Here is a 23,161-nt window from a genome sequence, read left to right as displayed (position 1 = left end):
CGATGAGTTCGCCGAACCCGCGGAGTCATCACAGTTCGACAGCACAGCCAGCACCACCCACGTGAGCGAAAGGGCCGGGGGAATGAATGCCCGCACCGAGCCTTCAGAGGCGGAGACCGCGATAGCGCGGCCTCCGCTCGTCCGGGAGCTCCTGCTCGTCGCAGGGCTCTTCCTCGTCTACAAGTTCGGCCGCCGGCTGGCCACGGGCCACACGCCCGAGGCCTTCCACAACGCGAACCGCGTGTGGGATCTGGAACGGGCGGTGCGTCTGCCCGGCGAGGGCTCGGTGCAGGACCTGCTGCTGCACGGCGACACGCTCATACACATCGCGAACACCTACTACGCGACCGTCCACTTCCCGGCCACCCTGGCCTTCCTGGTCTGGCTGTATCTGCGGCGCCCCACGCACTACGTCTGGGCCCGTCGCGTCCTCGCCGCCGTCACCGCCGCCGCCCTGGTGGTGCATCTGACGTTCCCGCTCGCCCCGCCGCGCATGCTCGCCGCGACCGGACTGCTCGACACCGGGCAGCTCTACGGCCCCTCGGTGTACGGCTCCCCGCAGACCGACCACCTGTCGAACCAGTTCGCGGCGATGCCGTCGCTGCACTTCGGCTGGGCCCTGATGGTCGCGATCGGCCTGATCGTGACGACCCGGAGCCGCCGGCGCTGGCTGTGGCTGCTGCATCCGCTGCTGACCCTGCTGGTGATCGTGGGCACGGCCAACCACTACTGGCTCGACGCGATCGTGGCGACGGCCATGCTCGGCATCGCCCTCGCGGTGATTCACCTGCCCGAGCGCACCGCGACGACGGCCGGACGCGGCACCGGCGAGCTGGTGCCGGCGGCCCGCGGCGGGGCGGCCGTCGACAAGGAGTCCGCACTCGTGGGAGCGGCCCGATGAACGCCACCGTCCTCGCCGTCGTCCTGTCGCTGTTCTCCGCCGTCGCCTACGCCGCCGCGGCCGTCGCCCAGGAGCGGCTGGCCTCCCGTGCACCGGGCTCGGGCGTGCTGCGTCTGCTGGCCTCGGGCGCCTGGTGGGGCTCGGTCCTGCTCAACGGCTCCGGCGCGCTGCTGCACGTCGTGGCCCTGAAGTACGGTCCGCTGACCCTGGTGCAGCCGCTCGGCGCGCTCACCCTCGTCGCCGCGGTGCCGCTGGGTGCGCGCCTGGCGGGGCGGCGCGTCAGCGGGCTCGAGTGGCGCGGCACGGCACTGACGCTGGCCGGCCTGGGCGCGATCCTCGTCACGGCCTCCGGGCCCGCGCCCGACGACGTGCTGAGCGCCCCCGAGGCGCTGGCGGTCGCGGCGGTGACGGCGGCCCTGATCGGCATGCTGTCGCGGCCGGGTGCCCGGCCGGGGCTGCGGCACGCGACCGCGTCCGGCTTCGCCTCCGGTGTCGCCTCGGCACTCACCCAGACCGTGACGGTGGCGGCGACGGACCACTCCGCCCCGCTGGTCAGTCTTCAGGTGGTGGGCGTGGCGCTGCTGGTCGCGGCCTTCGCGGCGAGCGGGCTGCTGTTGTCGCAGACCGCCTACCGGGGCGGCCTGGGCGCCCCGCTCGCGGTGGTGACGCTGGCGAACCCGCTGGCGGCCGCCGTGATCGGACTCGTCCTGCTCGGCGAACGCCTCCAGGGCGGGCCGACGGGGATCCTGCTCGCGCTGGCCGGAGCGGGCCTGGCGTCGTGGGGCGTGGTGCTGCTGAGCCGCGCGACACCGAAGCCGGCCGAGTCCGGCACCTCGATCGTCGTCGCCACGAACAGACCCGACATGCCCGGCCTCGCCACGACCACTCGCGCCGCGACCGACCCAGCCACGAACCCTCTCGTCACACCCGGCCCCGCCACGACCGCCCCCGGCACGACCGGCCTCGCAACGAACCCTCTCGTCACACCCGGCCCCGCCACGGCGGCCCCCGGCACGACCGGCCTCGCCACAGCCACTCCCGGCACGACCGGCCTCACCGCGAACCTCGCGGCAACCACCGGCCTCGCCACCGACCTCGCGGCGACCACCGCCCCCGCCACGAGTCCCGTGGCAACCACCGGCCACGCCCTGAACCCCGGGGCAACCACCGGCCCCGCCACAAACCCCGCGGCAACCACCGCCCCCGCCACGAACGACCGTGTCTCGCCCGAGCAGGCCGCGCACGGCGGCGCCCCGGTGGACCCGGTCCCCGGCGAGGACCATCCGGTCGCCGCCGTACTGGCCCTGGAGACCGGGCCGGCCGCCCCGGAACCGGCGTTGGTGCCCCGGCAGACGGAGCCGGGGCACCTCACCGCGTGGTGAGGTGCCCCGGGCGGCACGGCGTTCCGGACTACTCCGAGATGATCGCCGGGTCGCTGACGCCCGGCCGTCCGTTCTCGACGTGCCCGGCGAAGCGGCGCAGGAACGCCGGGTCGGACTCGGACGTGACCGTCAGGTCGTACCAGCGCCGGCTCCCCGCGAGGTCGACCGTGCGGCACACCTTGGCGCCGGGGCGCACGGTCACCGTCGAGGGACGGCCGCCGTAACCGTTGGCGATCTTGAGGCGGACGCTCGTCGTGCCCTTGTTGGTGAAGGTCAGCTCGATGTCGTCGCCCTGGTGGCGGGCGGTGACCTCGGGTCCGGCGACCTTGTTCGAGCCCTTGAAGTACCGCACGAAACCGGCCGGGCCGTGCACGGTCAGGTCGTACGAGCCGCCCGAGTACGCCGAGTTCCAGGTGTCCGCGATGCCCTTGCCGGCCTCGGTGGTGTACATCCACGGGCCGTCGGTGCGGTTGCCCGACGTGATGTGGAAGGCGGCACCGGCCTTGGCGCCGGAGGCGAGGGACAGCGTGAACTTGCCGGCCGCCGCGTCCACCGAACCGTCCACGTACGGGGCGTACTTCAGCGCACGCGAGGGACGCAGACCGCGCTCCTGCTTCGGCATGTCACCGGCGGCCGGCGGGGTCGGCTTGTAGTCGGGGTGGCGCTCGCGGTCCTGCGGCTCGTACTCGTCCGTCTCCGGCAGGGAGGCCGGGCGGCTGTCCTTGCGGGAGAAGTCGAACGCCGAGGTCAGGTCGCCGCAGATGGCCCGGCGCCACGGGGAGATGTTCGTCTCCTTGACGCCGAAACGGCTCTCCATGAAGCGCAGGATCGAGGTGTGGTCGAGCGTCTCGGAGCAGACGTAACCGCCCTTGCTCCACGGCGAGACGACCAGCATCGGCACGCGCGGGCCGAGGCCGTAGGGGCCCGCCGGGCGCTTGCTGTCGCCCTTGTAGAGGTCGAGCGAGACGTCGACGGTGGACTTGCCCTGGGAGGCGTCCTTCGGCGGCAGCGGCGGCACGACGTGGTCGAAGAAGCCGTCGTTCTCGTCGAAGGTGATGAACAGGGCCGTCTTCGACCAGACCTCCGGGTTGGAGGTGAGGGCGTCCAGGACCTGGGCGATGTACCAGGCGCCGTAGTTCGAGGGCCAGTTGGAGTGCTCGGAGAAGGCCTCGGGCGCGGCGATCCAGGAGATCTTCGGCAGCTTGCCGGCCTTGACGTCGGTCTTCAGCTGGTCGAAGTAGCCTTCGCCGTTCTTGACGTCGGTGCCGGTGCGGGCCTTGTCGAACCAGGGGTCGCCCGGCTTGGCCTCGCGGTACTTGTTGAAGTACAGCAGCGAGTTGTCACCGTAGTTGCCACGGTAGGCGTCGTTGATCCAGCCCCACGAGCCGGCCGCGTCGAGTCCGTCGCCGATGTCCTGGTAGATCTTCCAGGATATGCCCGCCTGCTCGAGGCGCTCGGGGTAGGTCGTCCAGCCGTAGCCGAGTTCGTCGTTGCCGAGGACCGGGCCGCCGCCCTGTCCGTCGTTGCCCGTGTAGCCCGTCCACATGTAGTAGCGGTTCGGGTCGGTGGAGCCGATGAACGAGCAGTGGTAGGCGTCGCAGATGGTGAAGGCGTCGGCGAGCGCGTAGTGGAAGGGGATGTCCTCGCGGTCCAGGTACGCCATGGTCGTGGTGCCCTTGGCCGGGATCCACTTGTCGTACTTGCCGCGGTTGTAGGCCTGCTGGCCGTCGTTCCAGCCGTGCGGGAGGCCCTCCAGGAACTGCATGCCGAGATCGTCGGCGTCCGGGTGGAACGGCAGGATGTCCTTGGTGCCGTTCGACTGGTGCCAGATCGACTTGCCGTTGTCGTGGGCCACCGGGCGCGGGTCACCGAAGCCGCGGACGCCGCGCAGCTTGCCGAAGTAGTGGTCGAAGGAACGGTTCTCCTGCATCAGGACGACGATGTGCTCGACATCCTCGATGGAACCCGTGCGGTGGTTCGCCGGAATGGCGGCGGCCCGCTGGATGCTGCTGGAGAGCGCCGTGAACGCCGTGGTCGCGCCCGCGATCTGCAGGAAACTGCGGCGATTGACTTCGGGCATGAGTGAGGGACCTCTTCCCATAGGGGTGTGATGACCGAACGGCATGTGACGGAATGCGCGCGGAAGGAGTGTTCCAGGAGCACCAAACGTCAGGGAAGGGTCCGGTGGCGCTCGTGTGAAAGTCGCGGGTACGTGAGGTGTGCCGGGGCCGGAGCCCGGGGATGGTCGCGATCATGACAGAGACGACGCGCACGGTTTCCCCGCCGTCCTCCCGGCCCGTACGCCAGCTTTTCGCCGCCTCGGTCGGCAACGCCGTCGAGTGGTACGACTGGTACGCCTACACGTTCCTCGCCACCTACATCGCGGCCGAGGTCTTCCCCAAGAGCGCGGACAACTCCCTCGTTCCGCTGCTGTCGACGTTCGCGGTCTTCGCGGTGGGCTTCTTCATGCGGCCGGTGGGCGGGCTGCTCATGGGCGCGATCGCCGACCGCCGCGGCCGGCGCGCCGCGCTGACGGTCACCATCCTGCTGATGGGCGGCAGCAGTCTGCTGGTCGGACTGACCCCGACGTACGACGCGGCGGGCGTCCTCGCCCCGGTGGTCCTGGTCCTCGCCCGGCTCCTCCAGGGTCTGTCCGTGGGCGGCGAGTTCGCGGCGTCCACGACCTTCCTGGTGGAGTCGGCGGGGCCGGGCCGGCGCGGGCTGTTCTCCAGCTTCCAGTACGTGTCGACCACCGCCGGACAGCTGCTCGCGTCCGGCATCGCGACCCTGCTGGTGGACACCTTGAGCGACGGGCAGATGAACGGCTGGGGCTGGCGCGTGCCGTTCGTCCTCGGGGCCGTGCTGAGCCTGGTCGGCTTCTGGATCCGGCAGGGCGCACAGGAGACACGCAGCGCCGAGCAGCAACAGGCGCCGCGCCCCGGCCTGTTGGAGGCGCTGCGCCGCCATCCCCGGCAGTCCCTGCTGATCTGCGGCATCACCGCGGGCGGTACGATCGCGTACTACACCTGGACGTCGTACCTGCCGACGTACGCCGAACTCAACGCCGGCATCGAGAAGTCGGACGCGCTGCTCGCGGGCACCCTCTCGTTGGCCTTCTTCGGCGTGCTCCAGCCGCTCGGCGGCCTGCTCTCGGACCGCTTCGGCCGCCGGCCCCTGCTCCTCTTCTTCGGCCTGGGCTTCACCCTGCTCACCGTCCCGCTGCTGCACACACTGCGCGACTCGTTCGCGGTGCTGCTGCTGGTGCAGTGCGCGGGCATGGTGCTGCTGACCGGCTTCACGTCGATCAGCGCGGCCGTCAACGCCGAGGTGTTCCCGCCCCGGGTGCGGGCGGCGGGCATCGGGTTCCCGTACTCGCTGACGGTCGCGATGTTCGGCGGCACGGCACCGTACGTCGGCACGCTGTTCAAGGAGATCGGCCACGCGGACCTCTTCCCCTGGTACGTCGCCGCCCTGTGTCTCGGCTCGTCGCTGGTGTACCTGCGCCTGCCGGAGACCGCGCACAGGCCCCTGGAACGATGAGTGCCTGGCCGGATGCCCGGGCGGCGAACGCCGGGGCGCGGCCGCCCCGTGGCGGGGCAGGCCGAGGCGGCGCATTCTGAGGGGAACGGGCCCGGCCGGGGACCGGCCTGCGCGGCCCCTCGCGCTCCGGGCCCGCCCTGCGGGGGCGGCGGAAGGATTGCCATGGTGTATGTCACGGGCCCTCTGCTCTACGGGGCCGCCGCGGGCGCCGCGGGGACGACGGCGCTCGACGTGGTCTCCTACGGCGACATGCTGGTGCGGGGCCGGCCGGCCAGTTCCACCCCCGAGACGACCGTGCGCAGGCTCGCGCAGCGGCTGCACCTGCGTATCCCCGGCGAGGGCCGGGCCGAGGAGAGTCGCGTCGCGGCTCTCGGCGCGCTGACGGGTCTGGCGGCCGGGACCGGGATGGGCGTCATGCTGGGGCTGGCCCACGCGGCCGGTTGGCGCCCCGCTCGCAGCAGCCGGTACGCGGTGGCCGTGATCGGGGCGCTGGTGGCCACGAACGGGCCCATGACGGCACTGGGAGTGACCGATCCTCGGACCTGGTCCGCGACCGACTGGGTGTCCGACATCGTTCCCCACCTCGCCTACGCCCTGGTGACGGTGAGCGTGTTCGACCGGATGGTCGGCGGGGCACCGGCCGCTCCCTGAACACCGGACTGCGGGTGCGGCCTCCCCCGAGCCGGGCGATCCTGTGGGCAGGACCTGCGGCGGCCACGTCACCGCCCCCTGCGGCCCCGGTCGGGAGGACGTCACATCATGGCCGACACGGTCTCTGACCTCATCGTCTCCATGCTCAAGGCGTCCGGGGTGCAACGGGTGTACGGCCTGCCCGGCGACTCCCTCAACGGCTTCACCGACGCCCTGCGCCGCGACGGCGGCATCGCCTGGGAGCATGTCCGGCACGAAGAGGCCGCGGCCTTCGCCGCCGCTGCCGAGGCCGGCGTCACGGGACGCCTCGCGGTCGCGGCCGGCAGCTGCGGGCCGGGGAACCTGCACCTGATCAACGGGCTGTTCGACGCGCAGCGCAGCCGCGTCCCGGTGCTCGCGGTGGCCGCGCACATTCCGCAGGAGCAGATCGGCAGCGAGTACTTCCAGGAGACCCATCCGGAGCTGCTGTTCCGCGAGTGCAGCGTGTACTGCGAACTGGCGAGCATGCCCGAGCAGGTGCCCTGGCTCCTCGGGATGGCCGTCCGCGCCGCGCTGGAACGCAGCGGAGTGGCGGTGCTGGTCGTCCCCGGCGAACTGTTCCTGGCGCCCGCCCCCGACAGGCCCGCGCAGCACCCGGTGCTCAAGACCTCGTCCCACATCCGGCCGGACGACAGCGCGCTGGACCGTGCGGCGCGGGTCCTCAACTCGGCCGAGCGGGTGACGATCCTCGCCGGGGCCGGCTGCGAAGGCGCCCACGACGAGGCCGTCGCCCTCGCCGAGGCGCTGAAGGCACCCATGGTGCACTCGCTGCGGGGCAAGGAGTTCCTGGAGCACGACAACCCCTACGACGTGGGGCTGACCGGGCTGATCGGCTACAGCTCCGGCTACCGGGCGATGGAGCACTGCGACGCCCTGCTGATGCTGGGCACCGACTTCCCGTACCGCTCGTTCTATCCGCAGAAGGCGTCCGTCGTGCAGGTCGACGTGCGCGGTGAGCACATCGGCCGTCGTACGCCGGTGGAAGTCCCGCTGGTCGGGACCGTCAAGGACACCGCCCGGGCGCTGCTTCCCCTCCTGGAGCGCCGGGACGACGACAGCTTCCTGGGGACGATGCGCCGCCACTACGAGCGGGTGCGGACCCGCCTGGACCGGCTGGCCGAGGCCAAGCCCACCGACTCCCCACTGCACCCCCAGCACGTCGCGGCCACCATCGACCGGCTGGCGGCGCGCGACGCCGCGTTCACCGCCGACGTCGGCACGCCGACCGTGTGGGCGGCACGCTATCTGCGCATGAACGGGGAGCGGCGGCTGATCGGTTCCTTCAACCACGGTTCGATGGCCAACGCCCTGCCGCACGCGATCGGCATCCAGGCCAGTCACCCCGGCCGCCAGGTGATCGCGCTGTCGGGCGACGGCGGCCTGGCGATGCTGCTCGGCGAACTGATCACGCTGCGGCAGCTGGACCTGCCGGTGAAGGTCGTCGTCTTCAACAACTCGGCTCTGGCGTTCGTCGAGTTGGAGATGAAGGCGGCGGGCGTGGTCACCTACGGCACCGGCCTGGACAACCCCGACTTCAGCGCCCAGGCCCGCGCCGCCGGCCTGCACGCGTCCCGCGTCCGGCGCGCCGACGAGTTGGAGGACGCGCTGCAGGCGGCCTTCGACCACGACGGGCCCGCACTGGTCGACGTCCACACCGAGCGCCAGGAACTCTCGCTGCCGCCCAAGCTCACCCTGGAGCAGATCAAGGGCTTCACCCTGTTCGCCACCCGCACCATCCTCTCCGGACGCGGCGACGAGATCGTCGAACTCACCAAGACCAACATGCGCCAGCTCAGCCTCGAATAGGACCACCACCCGGCCGACCGGCCACCGCTCCCGAGCCGGGAACGCCATGCCTCACATGACAGTTCGGCGGCACGGCGCCGGCCCGGGCTCCCGAGCGGGCCCATCCCGACTTCCCGGCGCACTGCCAGTAGCTGCAACGCGCGTGAGGTGCGATCATCGATGCAGGTCACAGCCACGCATCGGTGGTGACAGCGGACTCCGGTCGAAGATCGCCTGCCGTTATTCTCCGCGTATGTCCCCGACTGGCGCACAGCGCCTCCTGCGAAACGATCCGCGCACCGCCGATGTGGCGGTCCGGGAAACCGTGGCGCTTCCGCCGGTCAAGGCGCAGGCCCTGCTCGACGCCCTGAGGCCCGGCGAGCGTGTGCTGGCGCTGTATCACCAAGGGCTGGGGTACGCCGCTCTCACCGAAGACGCACTCATCCTCCTGGCCGGGGGCGCACCGACGCGGGTTCCGAGGCCCCTGGTGATCTTGCGCTCTGCGTACGGCGCCGCGCGGCGCGTGGACGTGTCCGTGGACGGGCGAACCGTGACCGTGCGGGGCTCGCAGCTCGACGCGGCCGGTGAACTCCTGTGCCGGGCGGGATCAGTGGTGCCCGAGTCCCCGGCGGATGATCCGCGCGCCGCCACGGCCTTCGCGGGCGAGAGCCTTTCTCTGCCCGAGGATCACCGGAGGAAACTGCTGGCCGAGCTCGAACCCAGCGAAGTCGTGCGGTCCTTGTACCACTGCGGCTGGGGATATGCCGCGCTCACCGACAACGGACTCATCGTTCTGCGCCGTCTCGTGGCACCCAAAGTGAGCCGAGCGCCCAGACCGTTGCGCGTCCTCCGCCGGGATCACGGCGTTCTCGACTCGGTCATGATTCTCGTCGACGGCAGGCCGTACAAGCTGCACGGGTCGAAGCTCGACCCGAAGGGGCAGCGCCTCCAAGCCGCGGGCCAACTCCTGCCTGCCGACTCCCCTTTGCGACCCAAGGGCCGTGCACGCGTCTCCGCGTGGATACGCAGACACCCCGTGCTGATGTCCGCCGTTGCGGCGGGAGCGATCTTCTCGGGGCTGGGGACGGGCAACCAGGCGACGCCGGCACGGGCCGGCGGGGACAGCTCCGTGGCCGTACCGGATCTCGGTGGGGACGCTCTCACATCGGCTGTCGCCCAAGCACGACGTCATCCCTGGCTGCGGGTCACGACGGTGGATGCCTCGTCGTCCTTCCGGCCGGTGAAGGCCACCACGCTCGGCTGGCAGGTGTGCTTTCAGACTCCGTCCGGCGGTGAGACGGTCCGCCCGTCCGTCAGGACGCTCACCCTTTACGCGGTTCCCGAGGAGGAGGCCTGCCCCACACGGCTGTTCGGCTCACGCCGGATCGTCATGCCGGACCTTCTCGGGGAGAGACTCGACGACGCCTCACGCGTCCTCGACGACCTCGGCGTGGAACACATCGCCACCTGGCACGCCCACACCGGTAAGCGTCTGACCGAAGGATCGCAGGACCTGGACGACTGGCGGGTGTGCCGGCAGGAGCCGGAGCCCGGCAGTGAAGTCCCGCTGACCGTGCAGGCCGGCCTGTGGTTGATCGGTCCCGGTGACCCCTGCACTCAGCCCAGTCCGAAGCCGACCCCCGAACCGAAGCCGAAACCCGAGCCCGAACCGAAGCCGCGCACCGATCCCCCGTCCGGCTCCACCACGGTCGCAGGCACGACAGGTGGTGGCTCCGGTGGCGACGACTCGACCGGCGGTGGCTCGACCGGCGGTGGCTCGTCCAGCAGCTCGGGCGGCACCAGCGGCGGCACCGGAAGCCGGCCCGGGATCCAGTTCGGGCAGCACTGCTCCCCGGTGGGCGCCACCGCGACCACCGTGGACGGGCGACCCGCGAAGTGCTTCATGGGCAAGGACGGCCGGCCTCGGTGGGGCTACAACTCGGGGTGATCCGCAGGATCTGTCCTCCGGCGGGCCATGACCTGTGCGGCGGTCGGAGCGTGCCCTTCACGGGACTTGCCGCCGGCCGACCCGGTCGGACGTGCACGCTCGGCAGCTGTGGGGCGCGTGCGTGGCGCGCGGTGGTGGTCCAAGTGCGGCCCCGCGCCTGTCGCATCATCAGGCCCTGTGCTGTGTCGGGGTGACCTGAGAATCAGGCGCCGGAACACGCACGGGCTGGGCGTAGGCTTCGGTCGGCAGGACACGGGGGGCGGAGTGTATGAAGTCTGAAGCTGCACCTGGGTGGGCGTCGTCGCTCGACGCGGTTGTGGTGTACGCGCAGGGTGCGCTCTGCACCCGGGTCGCGCGGGGAAGCATGCCGACGGGCGGCCGGGTACGGGTGACGGGACTGCCCCGGTCGATGGACGCCGGCTCGCTGCGGGCGAGGGTCGTGGGTGAGCGCGGCGTACGCGTCACCGAGGTGCGGGTGGAGGTCGATGCCGAACCGTCCGGCACCGGCACGGTCGAGCCCCTGCGGCAGGAAATGGAGAGGTTGCGCAACGCGTGTGCCTCGGCGCAGGGGCGGCGTGACCGGCAGGTGAACCTGATCGCGGAGGTGGCGGGGCTCCGTCCGGTACCGCCGGCCCGCAGGCGTGAGGACCCGCCCCGGCGCACGGCCGCCGATGCCTGGCTGAGGCTCGCCGAGTTCGTCGACGAACGGCTGCGAGGGCTTCACGGCCGGCTCGTCGAGTTGGAGGAGGAGCTCCGCCGAGTCCGGCACGAGCTCTCGCTCGCCACCGACCGCTGGATGCGTGCCTCCACCGACGTACCGCCCGAGCATGTCGCGACCACCGTCGTCGCGGTCCTGACGCTCGACGGAACCCCGACCGGGACCGGATCCGACGCCACAGCCGAGGGTGGGGCCGAGGTCGTGGAAGTGGAGCTTGAGTACGGTGTGCCGGGGGCCGTCTGGGTACCGGCCTACCGCCTCACGCACCGTCAGGGCGACGACGCCGGCACCCTGGTGTTGCGTGCCTCGGTCGCCCAGCGCACCGGAGAGGACTGGAACGGGGTGCGCGTCGCCCTCGCGACCGCGGATCTGAGGCGGCGACCGATCTGCCGAAGCTGCGTTCGATCCGGGTCGGACGCCGGCAGCCCGCCCCCGCGCCCTCCGGCTGGCGCGAGCCCCCCGCGGGCCTCTCCGACCTCTTCTCCGGCTACGACGCGGCGGGCCCCGGCCCCGCCCCGGCCGCCCTACCCGTCCCTGCCGCCGCGCCTGCGCCCGGCCCCGTCCCCCCGTTGCCGCCGGCACCGCAGGGGTACGGCATGCCGAGCCCCGAGTCGACCGGCACAGTGGGCGCGCCTCCGGCAGCCTTCAGCGCCGTACCGCCACCGCCGCCGCCCGCACCGCAGGGGTACGGCATGGCGCGCGCGGCGCTGCCCGAGCCGTCCGGGCTCGCCGGTGCTCCGCCGGCGGTCTTCGACACGGCCGTGCCGCGCTCGGCACCGCCGGCGCGGTCGGGACCACCGGGTGTCGGGTCCGGGCCCGCCGCCGGCGGGGGCGCCGCGCGACCCGCCATGGCCCCGGCGGCCCCTCCGCCTCCCCCGCCGTCCGCGCCCGCGGCGGCCGGTCCGCCGCGGCCGAGCGGTGCGGAGCTCGACTACGCCGGGCTCGTCCTGTCCGGCGCCGACGAGCCCGACGGCCGCAGGGGCAGGCTCTTCCCCCGCACGCCCTACGACCCGGTGGCGGACGAGCACCGCCGTCGCGCCGACGCGGTGGCCGCGCTGCCGTTGCCCGGTCACGCCGTGCGGCCCCGCGAGTCGGCGGGCTCCTTCGACCACCGTTACGACGCCGTCGCCCGCGCCGACATCCCTTCCGACGGCACCTGGCACACCGTCACCGTGACGGAGATTCCCGTCGGTCTGCGCACCGAGTACCTCTGTGTGCCCTCGGTGGAGCAGACCGTCTACGCCACCCTCGTGCTCTCCAACTCCACCGACCAGGCCCTGCTCGCCGGCCCGGTGGAGGTGACCGGCGACGACGCCTTCCTGACGACCGCCGCCCTGCCCACCCTCGCCCCCGGCGGGGTCCGCCGGATGGGGCTGGGACCCGCCGAGGGCATCCGGGTCACCCGCCGCACGAACCTGCGCGAGTCGACCTCGGGGCTGCGCAACACCACCACGGTGCTCGCCCACCACGTCCATGTGGAGCTCGCGAACCGGCTCGCCCAGGCCGTCACCGTCGAGGTCCACGAACAGGTTCCGGTCACCTCCGAACCGGACGTGCGCATCGACGAACACGCCGACTGGACCACGCCCGAGCAGGACGGCGGACCCGACCGGCACGCCCCGGGCACCCGCGTCTGGCGAGTGGACCTGCCCGCCGGCGGCAGCGCCGCCCTCGACGGCGGCTACGACATCCGCGTCCCGGCCGCCAAGGCCCTGGTCGGCGGCAACCGCAGGAGCTGACACCATGTCCACGGACCCCCAGCCGATCCCCCTGCCTGTCACAGCGGTCACGTGCCTGGAGGACCGCGCCCACATCGAGCGGACCGCCGAACTCGACCTGCGCGCCGGCGTCCAGCGGCTGCGCCTCGGGCCGATCAGCGCGCTCGCGGTCGACCGCACCCTCCACGCGGAACTGACGGGCGAGCACCGGGCGACCGTCCTCGACGTACGGATCGTGCGCACCTGGGCACCGCGCGGGCCGCTGCCCACCGCCGACGATTCCGCCCTGCGGACCCGGATCCGTGTCCTCGAAGAGGAACAGATCACCGTCGGCCACACGCGGGACCGGCTGCGTACCCGTCTCGACCTCCTCGGCGGCCTCGCCATCGATCTGCTGCGGGACATCTCCGAAGGAACCGGTCACGGCGAGACGGACGAGGCCCGCTGGACCCGCGAGCTGGACCGCATCGACGCCGAGCGCGATGCCTGTGGCGAGCAACTGCGCGCCGCGGAAGCACGGTTGACCGATGTCGCGGGCGAGCTGGCGCAGGCCCGGCAGGCCATCCTCCTCGCCGAGGAGCGGCCCGCCGAGCTGACCGGCCATGTGGAGCTGACCGTACGGTCCGAGGTCGCCGAGCGGGTCGGTCTGCGGCTGACCCATCTCACCTCGTGCGCACTGTGGCGCCCCGCCTACCGGGCCGTACTGGACGGGGACTGCGTGACCCTGGAGACCGACGCGATGGTCTGGCAGCGGACCGGCGAGGACTGGTCGGACGTGCGGCTCACCCTGTCGACGGCCCGCTCGGCGCAGACCACCGACCCGCCGCGGCTGACCGAGGACCGTCTCACCCTCAAGGACCGCTCCGCGGCGGAGCGCCGCACCGTCGACGTGGAACTGCGGGAGGAGGAGATCGCGGAGCTGGGTCCGGTCCCGGTGCTCGGCCTGCCCGGGGTGGACGACGGCGGCCAAACACGTGTGCTGCACGCGCCCGCTGCCGTTTCCGTCCCCACGGACGGCCGCGCCCACCGGGTGCCGCTCACCGCCATCACCACCGCGGCGAGCAGCGAGTTCTCCTCCTCGCCGGAGCTGTCACCACTGGTCACGCAGGTGGTGCGGTTCGACAACACCTCCGGCCACGCGCTGCTGGCCGGGCCCGTGGACCTGGTGCGCGGCAGTGGCTTCACCGGTCGCGGCACGCTGAGCTTCACCGCGCCGGGCGCCCCGGTCGATCTGGCCTACGGCAGCCGCGACGACTACCGGGTGATCCGGCACACCGAGAAGTCCCGCGACACGGCGACGTTGACGCAGCGCACCGTGATCACCCACACGGTCCGCCTGCATGTGTCGCGCTTCTCGGCTCCCGGAGCACGCGGTGAGCAGATCGTCGCACTTCGGGAGCGCATTCCCGTCTCCGAGGTCTCGGCGGTCGAGGTACGCCTGCGCAAGGAGTCCTGTGCACCGGAGCCCGCCGAGGTCGACGCCGACGGCATCGCTCACTGGAACCTCCGCCTGGCCCCCGGCGCTCACGCCACCGTCACCCTGGTCTACGAGATCTCCGCGAGCGGCAAGGTCGCGGGCCTGTGAACGGTGCGCGAGCGGGCCGGTGAGTGACGGGCCCGCTCACGCACCGACGGACATGCGTGACCTGACACGATGCAATCTCTGCTCCCGTACGGCCAGTTCTCGGCACGGCGGCCGGCCTTCGCACTCCCGCAGACGAGCACCGGCCCTGAACAGGAAGGTCCCCCGGCGTCTTCCGTGAGGCGGAAGAGGTGTTGCGGCGCCGTGACGCCGTTCCGGACGATGTCGCCATCACCCGCAGACGGGAGCCGCAGCCATGCCGCACATGACGACCTTCGCCAGGAACCAGTGGTACGTCGCCGCCTACAGTCACGAAGTCGGGCGGGAGTTGCTCGGTCGGACGATTCTCGGTGAGACGCTCGTGCTGTACCGGACCGAGGAGGAGGGGACGCCGGTGGTGCTGCACGACCGGTGTGTGCACCGGCGCTACCCGCTGTCCGAGGCGCCGACCCGGCTGGACGGGGACCGGATCGTGTGCGGGTACCACGGGTTCACGTACGACACGACGGGGACGTGCGTGTACGTGCCGGGGCAGAAACGCGTCCCGCGCACGGCGCGTGTCGCCTCGTACCCGGTCGTCGAGCAGGACTCGCTGATCTGGGTGTGGATCGGCGACCCGGCGCTCGCCGACCCGCAGGGCATCCCGCGGGCCAGGCATCTCGACTCCCCCGGCTGGGTCACCGTACGCGGCATGGAGCCGATCGACTGCGACTACGGCCTCCTCGTCGACAACCTCCTCGACCTCTCCCACGAGACCTATCTCCACGGCGGCTACATCGGCACCCCCGAGGTCGCCGAGACGCCGATCACCACGGAGGTCGACGAGGGCGCCGGGATCGTGCGGGTGAGCCGGCACATGGACGACGCCGAATGTCCGCCGTTCTACGCCAGGTCGACCGGCATCGAGGGCCGCATCACCCGCTGGCAGGACATCGAGTACTTCGCCCCCTGCCTGTATCTGCTGCACAGCCGGGTGGCGCCCGTCGGCGTGGTGCCCGAGCCGGACGGCACTGACCCGGGCGGCTTCCACACCGAGGTCACCTACGCCATCACGCCCTGCGGCGACGGCAAGGTGTACGACTTCTGGGCGGTCTCGCGGGACTGGGCGACGGACGACGACGAGGTCACCGAGTTCCTGCGCGGCAACAACCACACGGTCGTCATGCAGGACGTCAACGCCCTCAACCTGCTCCAGAAGACCCTCGGCACGGAGCGCCACGGCTACCAGGAGCTGAGCATCAACATCGACACCGGCGGTCTGGCCGCGCGCCGTATCCTCGCCCGGCTGGTCGAGGAGGGCGACAAGCCCGTGGAGAAGGTCCTGTGAGCACGGGTTCGACGGGCGAGATCTACCGCATCGACTGGCTGCCGGGCACCGATGTCCTGCACGGCACCTGTCACTGCGGCCGCGAGCACACCGCGCAGGACCCGGTGGAGATGTGGGCGTGGATGCTCGCCCACCCGCAGGGGCACGAGCCGCGAGGGAACACCGTTGATGAGTGACGTCGTCCACGAAACCGAACTCGTCGTCGACCGCCGGGAGTTCGCGGCCGACGGCGTCCTCGCCCTCACCCTGCGCCACCCGCTCGGCGAGCGGCTGCCCGTCTGGGAGCCCGGCGCCCATGTCGACGTCGTGCTCGGGCCGGAGCTGGAGCGGCAGTACTCGCTGTGCGGTGATCCCGCCGACCGGACGGCGTGGCGGATCGCCGTACTCCGCGAGCCGGACGGGCGCGGCGGATCGGCCCATGTGCACGAGCGATTGGGGCTCGGCGACAAGGTCCGGGTGCGCGGCCCGCGCAATCACTTCCGGCTGGAGCACGCTCCCCGCTACCGCTTCGTCGCCGGCGGCATCGGCATCACCCCGGTCCTGCCGATGCTGGCGGCGGCCGAGGCGGCGGGCGCCGAGTGGACGCTGCTGTACGGCGGCCGCTCCCGTCGTTCCATGGCGTTCGCCGGGGAGTTGGAGCGGTACGGCGATCGGGTCACCGTCGCCCCGCAGGACGAGTCCGGGCTGCTGGACCTCGGCTCGGTACTCGGCGACCTTCCCGACGGCACGCTCGTCTACTGCTGCGGTCCCGGTCCGCTGCTCGACGCCGTCGAGGAGATGTGTCCGGCCGGGGTGCTGCGTGTCGAGCGGTTCCAGCCGAAGGAGCAACCCGTCGGTGCGGACGGGGAGTTCGAGGTCGAGCTGGCGCGCAGCGGGCGGACGCTCACCGTCGCGCCCGGCCTCTCCGTGCTGGACACCGTCCGGGCCGCCGGCGTCGAGGTGCTCTACTCCTGCACCGAGGGCACCTGCGGGACCTGCGAGACCGACGTTCTCGACGGCACCCCGGACCACCGGGACTCCGTGCTCACCCCTCAGGAGCAGGAGGGCGGCGAGACGATGATGATCTGCGTGTCCCGCTGCCGGGGGAAGCGGCTGGTCCTGGATTTGTGATGCGCAGGTCGGACTCGATCGCGGCGACCGTCGAGCGCAGGTGCGGCAGCAGGTCCCGCCGCACCGAGTCCACGGTGTTGCGGCCCGCGTGCACCGCGATGTTGACCGCCGCGACCACCTCGCCGTCCCGGTCCCGCACCGGGGCGGCGACCGACATCAACCCCTCCTCCAGTTCCTGGTCGACCACGGCGTAACCCTGTCGGCGGACGCGGCCCAGCTCCGCCCGCAGGGCGTCCGGCGAGGTGAGCGTGCGCGCGGTCAGGGGCTTCAACCCGGCGCGGCCGAGGAGGACTTCGACCTGTTCCTTCGGACCGTGCGCGAGGATCACCCGGCCCACCGACGTGACGTACGCCGGGAAGCGCGTCCCGACCGTGATGGACGCCGTCATGATGCGCCGGGTCGCGACCCGGGCCACGTACACGATGTCGTCGCCGTCGAGGACGCACAGCGACGACGACTCCCGTACCTGCGCGACGAGTTGCTCGAGATGCGGCTCGGCGATCTGGGGCAGGGTGTAGCCGGCGAGATAGGAGTAGCCGAGTTCCAGCACACGCGGGGTGAGGCGGAAGAGGCGGCCGTCCTGGTGGACGTAGCCGAGGTCGGCGAGGGTCAGCAGCAGGCGGCGGGCGGCGGCGCGGGTCAGGTCGCAGGTGTGGGCGACGTCGCTGAGCGTGCGCGCGGGATGGTCGGCGTCGAAGCAGCGGATGACGGCGAGTCCGCGCTCGAAGGACTTCACGAAGTGCGGTGCGCGGGCCTCGTCGGACATCGCCATCTCCAAAAGTGTCAACAATGTTGTCGGCGAACCTTGGTGAAACCATTGACCGGATGCGTTTGAGGCTTCTACCTTCCCGCTGAGCAACCCCGCGCACTACTGTGCGCCTTGCGCACAACCTGTCGGAACACCGTTGCACGTTGTCTGTACAGGAGGAGCCATGCGTCGTCTGTCCGCCGGTCTCGCCGCCGGCGCCCTGCTGCTCGTCGGGACGGCCTGTGGCTCGTCCGACGGCGACTCGCCGGACGCGGGAGCGTCGTCGGGCGGGGTCACCACCGTCAAGCTCGGCGTCATCCCCATCGTCGATGTCGCTCCGCTGTATCTCGGCCAGAAGAAGGGCTTCTTCGAGAAGCAGGGCCTGAAGCTGGAGTTCACGACCGCTCAGGGCGGTGCGGCGATCGTGCCGGGTGTGGCGAGCGGTCAGTTCCAGTTCGGCTTCAGCAATGTGACGTCCCTGATGGTCGCGCAGAGCAACGGCGTTCCCGTGAAGGCCGTCGCCAACGGCATCGCGTCGACCGGCGTGCGGGGCAAGGACTTCAACGGCCTGATGGTCAAGAAGGACAGCCCCGTGAAGTCGGCGAAGGAGCTGGAGGGCAAGAAGGTCGCCATCAACACCCTGAAGAACATCAACGAGACCGCGGTCCGCCAGGCGGTGCGCGAGGCGGGCGGCGACCCGGACAAGGTGCAGCTCGTCGAGATGGCCTTCGACCAGATGCCCGCCGCGCTCGACCAGGGTCAGATCGACGCCGCCTGCGTGGTCGAGCCGGCGACGGCCACCATCCGCAGCCAGGGCGGCCGCGAGATCGCCTCGCCGCTGATCGACGTCGCGCCCGAGCTCACCGTGGCGATGTACTTCACCTCGACGCAGTACGCGCAGCAACACCCGGACGTGGTGAAGAAGTTCCAGGACGCCACCGCCGAGTCCCTCGCGTACGCCGAGGCCCACCCGGACGAGGCGCGGCAGATCGTCACCACGTACACCAAGATCCCGGCGTCTGTGCTGGAGCAGGTCATCCTGCCGAAGTGGCCGGCCGAGCCGAACCGCCCCTCCATCGAGGCCCTCATGAAGCTCGGCGAGGAGGACGGACTGTTCAAGAAGACGCCCGACCTGGACGCGCTCCTCCCGTGAGGAACGCGGCCCTCGGTGCGGCCGGGCTCGCGGCCTTCCTCGCCCTGGGCGAGGCGGTGCCGCGGCTCGGCCTGGTCAAGGAGGCGTACTTCCCGCCGACCAGCCGGATCGCCTCGGCCCTCGGCGACGAACTCTCCGACGACACCTTCTGGCACGCCCTCGGCGACACCCTCACCGGCTGGGCGCTGGGCCTCGCCATCGCGGTCTGCGGGGGCGTCGTCGCGGGCGTCGTGGTCTCGGTCGTGCCGTACCTGCGCGCGGCGACCGCCTCGACGATCGAGTTCCTGCGGCCGATCCCGTCGGTGGCCCTGATCCCGCTGGCGGTGCTGCTGTACGGCACCGAACTGCGGTCGGTCCTGCTCCTCGTCGTCTACGCCTCCTTCTGGCAGGTACTGATCCAGACGCTGTACGGGGTCCAGGACGTCGACCCGGTCGCCGAGGAGACGGCACGCTCGTACGGTCTCGGCACCTGGGCGCGTGTCCGCCATGTGCTGTGGCCTTCCGCGCTGCCGTACGTCATGACCGGTGTGCGGCTGGCGGCGGCGGTGGCGCTGATCCTCGCGATCACCGCGGAACTCGTCATCGGCGCACCGGGGTTGGGGCAGCGGATCGCGGTGGCCCAGACCTCGCAGGCGGTGCCCGAGATGTACGCGCTCGTCGTGGTCGCGGGGCTGCTCGGGCTGGTCATCAACGTCGGCGCGCGCACGGTGGAGCGGTGGGCGCTGGCCTGGCACCAGTCGGTGCGCGGGGAGGTGGCGGTGTGACCGGGCGTCTGCTGCTCAGAGGAGTGTTCGTCGTCGCGTTGCCCCTCGTCCTGATCGTCGTGTGGTGGGCGGCGTCGGCCGGGAGCACGGACCCGTTCTGGCCGCCGCTGCGGACGATCGTGGACACCTTCCCGGACGTGTGGACCGCCGACCGGCTGCGCACCGATGTCGTCCCCAGCCTGCTGCGGCTCCTCGCCGGCTATGCGCTCGCCGCCCTGGCCGGTGTCGCGCTCGGCACGGTCATCGGCTCCTACCGTGCGGTGCGCGCGGTGTGCGAGCCGGTCCTGGAGTTCCTGCGGGCGGTGCCGCCGCCCGTGCTGGTGCCGGTCATCATGCTGTTCGCGGGCATCGGCGACACGATGAAGATCGTCGTGATCGCGAGCGGCTGCGTGTGGCCCATCCTGCTCAACACCGTGGAGGGGGTGCGCGCGGTCGACTCGGTGATGCTGGAGACGGCCCGCTCGTACGGTGTCTCGGGCCTCGCCCGGCTGCGGCATCTGGTGCTGCCCTCGGCGAGCCCGCAGATCTTCGCCGGCCTGCGCCAGGCTCTGTCGATCGGGATCATCCTGATGGTCATCAGCGAGATGTTCGCCGCCGACAACGGCATCGGCTTCACCGTCGTCCAGTTCCAGCGCAGTTTCGCCATCCCCGACATGTGGACCGGGATCCTCGTCCTCGGTCTGCTCGGCTTTCTGCTCTCCGTCGTGTTCCAGCTGGTCGAGCGCCGGGTGCTCGGCTGGTACCACGGTCTGCGCGCGACCACCCGGCGGTCCTGAGTGAACACCGTGAAGGGGAGGGTCATGCTCGACGTACGCGCCCTGAGGAAGGTCTACGAGGGTTCCGGGCGGCGGGTGGAGGCGGTGCGCGACCTCACCTTCACCGTGGCCGCCGGGGAGCTCGTCTGTCTCGTCGGGCCGTCGGGCTGCGGGAAGACGACCCTGCTGAAGTGCATGGGCGGACTGCTGACGCCGACGAGCGGCGAGGTGCTCCTGGAGGGGCGCGCGGTGAACGGGCCGCCGCCCGGGATGGCTTTCGTGTTCCAGGAGTACGGGCGCAGTCTCTTCCCCTGGATGCGGGTCGGCGAGAACGTCGAACTTCCGCTCAAGCAGAAGGACTTGACCAAGGCCCGGCGTCGGGAGCTGGTCCGCGACGCGCTGGAGTCGGTGGGCCTCGCGGACGCCGCGGGGGCGTATCCGTGGCAGCTCTCCGGTGGCATGCAGCAGCGCGTGGCCATCGCCCGTGCCCTCGCCTACGAGCCCCGTGTCCTGCTGATGGACGAGCCCTTCGCGGCCGTCGACGCGCAGACGCGGGCCGATCTGGAGGATCTGGTGCGGGGGCTGTGGCGGGAGCGCGGCATCACGATCCTGTTCGTCACCCATGACATCGACGAGGCCGTGTACCTGGGCGAGCGGGTGATCGTGCTGTCGGCCTCCCCCACCGTCGTACGGGAGCAGCTGAAGGTCGATCTGCCCGCCGGGCGCGACCAGTTGCACACCCGCGTGGACCCGCGCTTCGCCGAGCTGCGGACCCATGTGTACGAGCAGATCCAGGCGGCGAAGCGCGGGGGCGTGCAGGACGCGGTCACGAAGTCTGATACGCCTCCACCTCACTGAACTGGCCCGCCGGCCAGCCGGTGTTGGCGCTGACCGACAGCCGCAGGTGGCGCAGGCTGGTGCCGGCGGGCAGGGCGACGGTGACGGTGTTGCCGGTGGCCGGGTCGAAGCGGTAGCCGGTGGCGCCGACGACCGTGGACCAGGTCGAGCCGTCGGTGCTGCCCAGCACTGTCACGGTCTGGGTGCGGGCGCCCCACGCCGAGGACGGCGGCAGCTTGAGCACCAGACGGCGTACCGGCTGGCTGGAGCCGAGGTCGATGGTCAGGGACTGCGGGAAGGCGTTGTTGCCGGACTCCCAGTAGCTGTTGACGTCGCCGTCGACCGCCTTGCCCGGTGTGTAGACGTCCTGGGAGCCGGTGGCGGTCGCGGGGCGGCCCTTGGCGAGGTTGCGCGCCGGGTCGGGGTCCGGGTTGCTCTGGCCGGGCTGCGGCCAGGTGGAACAGTCGGACCAGGTGCTGGACCAGCCGGAGTTGCCGCCGCCGTCGGTGAGGGTGAAGGAGCCGGCGGGGTAGGGGCAGTTGTAGATGCCCGCGGCGCCCACGCCGGTCGCCGTGACGTTGCGGAAGGTGGCGGCGCCCGGGGTCTCGGCCTGGACGACGACCGTGCCGGTGGTGCGGACGGTGGCGCCGTCGACGGTGACGTTCTTGGCCGCGAGGCCCCGTCCGCCGCCCGAGACGAACTCGAAGGCGCTGTACGGACTGTCGGTGATCGTCGTGTTGGTGATCTTCACCTGCGCCTCGATGGCGCTGTCGTAGGAGTCGACGCGCAGGGCGCCCATGGGGTGGTTCCAGTTGGGGTTCATCGCGCCCGTGCGGACGAGCGTGTTGCCGTCGACCGTGATGGTGCCGGACAGCGGGTGGAAGGGGTCCAGGAACTTCTGGTTGGAGATCGCGATGCCGCTGCCGAGGGCGTTGGTGTCGGAGATCAGGTTGTTCCTGACGGTGATGTCGGTGCCGCCGTAGATCGCGATGCCGTTGGCCAGGTTCGGCTGGGTGATGGTGTTGTTCTCGAAGCTGCTGTCGGTGTCCGGCGCGTTCAGGGACCACATGGCCAGCGCGTCGTCGCCCTGGTTGCGCAGGAAGTTGCCCCGGACCCTCACACCGCGCGCGTTGCCGTTGAGGTTGAGGCCGTCGGCGGTCATGTCGAGGAAGCGGTTGTTCTCGACGACGAGGTTGTCGTTGTTGCCCATCAGCCAGAGGCCGACCTTGAGGTGCTGGAGCCACATCCCGGAGACGGAACTGTTCGGCCCCAGCGAGCCGTTGACGAAGTTGTCGGGGTTGGAGTCGACCCGTTCGGTGACCTCGCCGATGACCGCGAAGTCCTTGATGTGGACGCCGCCGGACGAGCTCGCCTGGTCGATGAAGCGCGAGGTGCGCACGATCGAGTGCCAGCTGCCCGCGCCCTGAAGGGTGACGTTCTGCACCCCGCTGAGCGAGGACGTCAGCCGGTACTCCCCCGGTGGGATCCACACGACGCCGCCCTGCGCCGAGGCGATGGCGTCCCGGAAGGCCTGGGTGGAGTCGCCCTGGCCGCTGGGGTCGGCGCCCTTGGACGTCACCGACACCGACCCTGCTGGCCGGCTCGCCGCCCCCGCGACCTGCTCGAAGTCGGCGACGTCGACGGTGACCTGCGCGTTCGTCGCCTCCAGGGCCACCTTGTCGCCGGCCTGGATGTTCTGCCCGAGCAACAGCCGGGCGTTGTCGTAGAAGTGATGGGTCTTCGAGCCCGGGATCCAGCCGGTGTCCACGTAGGAGTACTTGGACGTGACGGCGATGGTCTTCGCGAGCCTGGTCCCGTTGACGTACACGTTCAGCGAGCCGCTCTGGCCGTCGGGGACGCTGTAGGCGACGTTGAGGGCGTTGGCCGCGCGCGGCGCCGTGAACTCGACCCGCTGGCCGGAGGCCAGGCGTACGGCCTGGCGCCCGGAGGCCTCCGAGGCGAGGGTGCCCTGGGTGTGATCGGGGCCGATCCTCGTGCCGGTGGTGGTCGCGGACTCGGCCTCGACCGAAGTGAACGGGAGGGTGGCCCCGGCCGCCGCGTGGGCGGTGGGTGCCGTCGCGGTGAGCAGGCCGGCGGCGAGGACGACCGTCACCGCAGTTGGCATGATCCTGACAGTTCTGCGCGGGTACCGCATGTGTGCTGATCCCTTCGTGTGGGGGTGCGGGGACAGCCGGGTCCGCGG

Annotated in this window: 16 protein-coding genes and 2 pseudogenes; 15 read left to right on the top strand and 3 right to left on the bottom strand. The window is 71.5% G+C overall.

Translation table 11 applies throughout. The features are described from left to right. Positions 1-82: 82 nt before the first annotated feature. Positions 83-901: a phosphatase PAP2 family protein gene (locus ACGFW6_RS29220; protein WP_393516141.1), complete on the top strand. Its 819-nt coding sequence runs from the start codon at positions 83-85 to the stop codon at positions 899-901. Then, positions 898-1,714: pseudogene (locus ACGFW6_RS29215) on the top strand (DMT family transporter); the annotation flags it as partial. The gene ACGFW6_RS29220 and the pseudogene ACGFW6_RS29215, both read left to right, overlap by 4 nt. Before the next feature lie 597 nt (positions 1,715-2,311). Here ACGFW6_RS29215 and ACGFW6_RS29210 read toward each other — a convergent pair. Continuing rightward, positions 2,312-4,363, bottom strand: coding sequence for a phosphocholine-specific phospholipase C (locus ACGFW6_RS29210; protein WP_393516138.1), 2,052 nt, complete (start codon positions 4,361-4,363; stop codon positions 2,312-2,314). A gap of 161 nt (positions 4,364-4,524) precedes the next feature. Here ACGFW6_RS29210 and ACGFW6_RS29205 point away from each other — a divergent pair, with 161 nt between their 5' ends. From ACGFW6_RS29205 to ACGFW6_RS29165, 9 genes and pseudogenes are all read left to right on the top strand, one after another. Then, entirely contained in the window at positions 4,525-5,823 is a 1,299-nt protein-coding gene (locus tag ACGFW6_RS29205) for an MFS transporter (RefSeq protein ID WP_393516135.1), read from the top strand. A gap of 162 nt (positions 5,824-5,985) precedes the next feature. Beyond that, positions 5,986-6,474, top strand: coding sequence for a hypothetical protein (locus ACGFW6_RS29200; protein ID WP_393516132.1), 489 nt, complete (start codon positions 5,986-5,988; stop codon positions 6,472-6,474). A 108-nt stretch (positions 6,475-6,582) separates the two neighbouring features. Further along, a complete protein-coding gene (gene poxB, locus ACGFW6_RS29195; protein WP_393516129.1) occupies positions 6,583-8,319 on the top strand; it encodes a ubiquinone-dependent pyruvate dehydrogenase in 1,737 nt (578 codons plus the stop codon). A gap of 232 nt (positions 8,320-8,551) precedes the next feature. Beyond that, positions 8,552-10,246 carry a hypothetical protein gene (locus tag ACGFW6_RS29190; RefSeq protein WP_393516126.1) on the top strand — a complete coding sequence of 565 codons (1,695 nt, stop codon included), beginning with the start codon at positions 8,552-8,554 and terminating at the stop codon, positions 10,244-10,246. Positions 10,247-10,514: 268 nt separating this feature from the next. After that, positions 10,515-12,703 (top strand): annotated as a pseudogene (locus ACGFW6_RS29185) (DUF4139 domain-containing protein). 4 nt (positions 12,704-12,707) lie between these two features. Then, positions 12,708-14,267, top strand: coding sequence for a DUF4139 domain-containing protein (locus tag ACGFW6_RS29180; protein ID WP_393516123.1), 1,560 nt, complete (start codon positions 12,708-12,710; stop codon positions 14,265-14,267). A gap of 253 nt (positions 14,268-14,520) precedes the next feature. Beyond that, positions 14,521-15,591 (top strand): Rieske 2Fe-2S domain-containing protein, encoded by a 1,071-nt coding sequence (locus ACGFW6_RS29175; RefSeq protein ID WP_393516120.1) that lies wholly within the window; start codon positions 14,521-14,523, stop codon positions 15,589-15,591. After that, positions 15,588-15,767: a hypothetical protein gene (locus tag ACGFW6_RS29170; protein WP_393516117.1), complete on the top strand. Its 180-nt coding sequence runs from the start codon at positions 15,588-15,590 to the stop codon at positions 15,765-15,767. Before ACGFW6_RS29175 ends, ACGFW6_RS29170 begins: the two co-directional genes overlap by 4 nt. Then, positions 15,760-16,701, top strand: coding sequence for a PDR/VanB family oxidoreductase (locus tag ACGFW6_RS29165; RefSeq protein WP_393516114.1), 942 nt, complete (start codon positions 15,760-15,762; stop codon positions 16,699-16,701). Before ACGFW6_RS29170 ends, ACGFW6_RS29165 begins: the two co-directional genes overlap by 8 nt. Here the strand turns inward: ACGFW6_RS29165 and ACGFW6_RS29160 are convergent. Beyond that, positions 16,616-17,467: an IclR family transcriptional regulator C-terminal domain-containing protein gene (locus tag ACGFW6_RS29160; protein ID WP_393516235.1), complete on the bottom strand. Its 852-nt coding sequence runs from the start codon at positions 17,465-17,467 to the stop codon at positions 16,616-16,618. The two genes, ACGFW6_RS29165 and ACGFW6_RS29160, sit on opposite strands and share 86 nt — an antisense overlap. A 166-nt stretch (positions 17,468-17,633) precedes the next feature. Here ACGFW6_RS29160 and ACGFW6_RS29155 point away from each other — a divergent pair, with 166 nt between their 5' ends. From ACGFW6_RS29155 to ACGFW6_RS29140, 4 genes are read left to right on the top strand one after another with little or no spacing between them, the layout of a single operon-like run. Continuing rightward, a complete protein-coding gene (locus ACGFW6_RS29155; protein ID WP_393516111.1) occupies positions 17,634-18,602 on the top strand; it encodes an ABC transporter substrate-binding protein in 969 nt (322 codons plus the stop codon). Continuing rightward, a complete protein-coding gene (locus ACGFW6_RS29150) occupies positions 18,599-19,366 on the top strand; it encodes an ABC transporter permease (RefSeq protein ID WP_393516108.1) in 768 nt (255 codons plus the stop codon). The genes ACGFW6_RS29155 and ACGFW6_RS29150 overlap by 4 nt, the downstream gene beginning before the upstream one ends. Continuing rightward, positions 19,363-20,142, top strand: coding sequence for an ABC transporter permease (locus ACGFW6_RS29145; RefSeq protein ID WP_393516105.1), 780 nt, complete (start codon positions 19,363-19,365; stop codon positions 20,140-20,142). Before ACGFW6_RS29150 ends, ACGFW6_RS29145 begins: the two co-directional genes overlap by 4 nt. A 24-nt stretch (positions 20,143-20,166) precedes the next feature. Continuing rightward, the gene (locus tag ACGFW6_RS29140) at positions 20,167-20,979 is read left to right on the top strand and encodes an ABC transporter ATP-binding protein (protein WP_393516102.1); all 813 of its coding nucleotides are present in this window, start codon (positions 20,167-20,169) and stop codon (positions 20,977-20,979) included. On the opposite strand, the gene ACGFW6_RS29135 is transcribed toward ACGFW6_RS29140, so the two are convergent. After that, entirely contained in the window at positions 20,948-23,083 is a 2,136-nt protein-coding gene (locus ACGFW6_RS29135) for a discoidin domain-containing protein (protein WP_393516099.1), read from the bottom strand. The genes ACGFW6_RS29140 and ACGFW6_RS29135 overlap by 32 nt on opposite strands. Between the last annotated feature and the right edge of the window lie 78 nt (positions 23,084-23,161).

The organism is Streptomyces sp. Y7, from assembly GCF_043195415.1.
Lineage (GTDB): Bacteria > Actinomycetota > Actinomycetes > Streptomycetales > Streptomycetaceae > Streptomyces.
Note: the sequence above shows the minus strand (reverse complement) of the source record. Positions and strands in the feature narration are given on the sequence as shown.

Coding starts and splice junctions, on each gene's coding strand:
- ACGFW6_RS29220 (WP_393516141.1), top strand. CDS start 83: ATGAATGCCCGCACCGAGCCTTCAGAGGCGGAGACCGCGATAGCGCGG.
- ACGFW6_RS29200 (WP_393516132.1), top strand. CDS start 5,986: ATGGTGTATGTCACGGGCCCTCTGCTCTACGGGGCCGCCGCGGGCGCC.
- ACGFW6_RS29175 (WP_393516120.1), top strand. CDS start 14,521: ATGCCGCACATGACGACCTTCGCCAGGAACCAGTGGTACGTCGCCGCC.
- ACGFW6_RS29155 (WP_393516111.1), top strand. CDS start 17,634: ATGCGTCGTCTGTCCGCCGGTCTCGCCGCCGGCGCCCTGCTGCTCGTC.
- ACGFW6_RS29135 (WP_393516099.1), bottom strand. CDS start 23,083: ATGCCAACTGCGGTGACGGTCGTCCTCGCCGCCGGCCTGCTCACCGCG.
- ACGFW6_RS29190 (WP_393516126.1), top strand. CDS start 8,552: ATGTCCCCGACTGGCGCACAGCGCCTCCTGCGAAACGATCCGCGCACC.
- poxB (WP_393516129.1), top strand. CDS start 6,583: ATGGCCGACACGGTCTCTGACCTCATCGTCTCCATGCTCAAGGCGTCC.
- ACGFW6_RS29165 (WP_393516114.1), top strand. CDS start 15,760: ATGAGTGACGTCGTCCACGAAACCGAACTCGTCGTCGACCGCCGGGAG.
- ACGFW6_RS29205 (WP_393516135.1), top strand. CDS start 4,525: ATGGTCGCGATCATGACAGAGACGACGCGCACGGTTTCCCCGCCGTCC.
- ACGFW6_RS29180 (WP_393516123.1), top strand. CDS start 12,708: ATGTCCACGGACCCCCAGCCGATCCCCCTGCCTGTCACAGCGGTCACG.
- ACGFW6_RS29160 (WP_393516235.1), bottom strand. CDS start 17,467: ATGTCCGACGAGGCCCGCGCACCGCACTTCGTGAAGTCCTTCGAGCGC.
- ACGFW6_RS29210 (WP_393516138.1), bottom strand. CDS start 4,363: ATGCCCGAAGTCAATCGCCGCAGTTTCCTGCAGATCGCGGGCGCGACC.
- ACGFW6_RS29140 (WP_393516102.1), top strand. CDS start 20,167: ATGCTCGACGTACGCGCCCTGAGGAAGGTCTACGAGGGTTCCGGGCGG.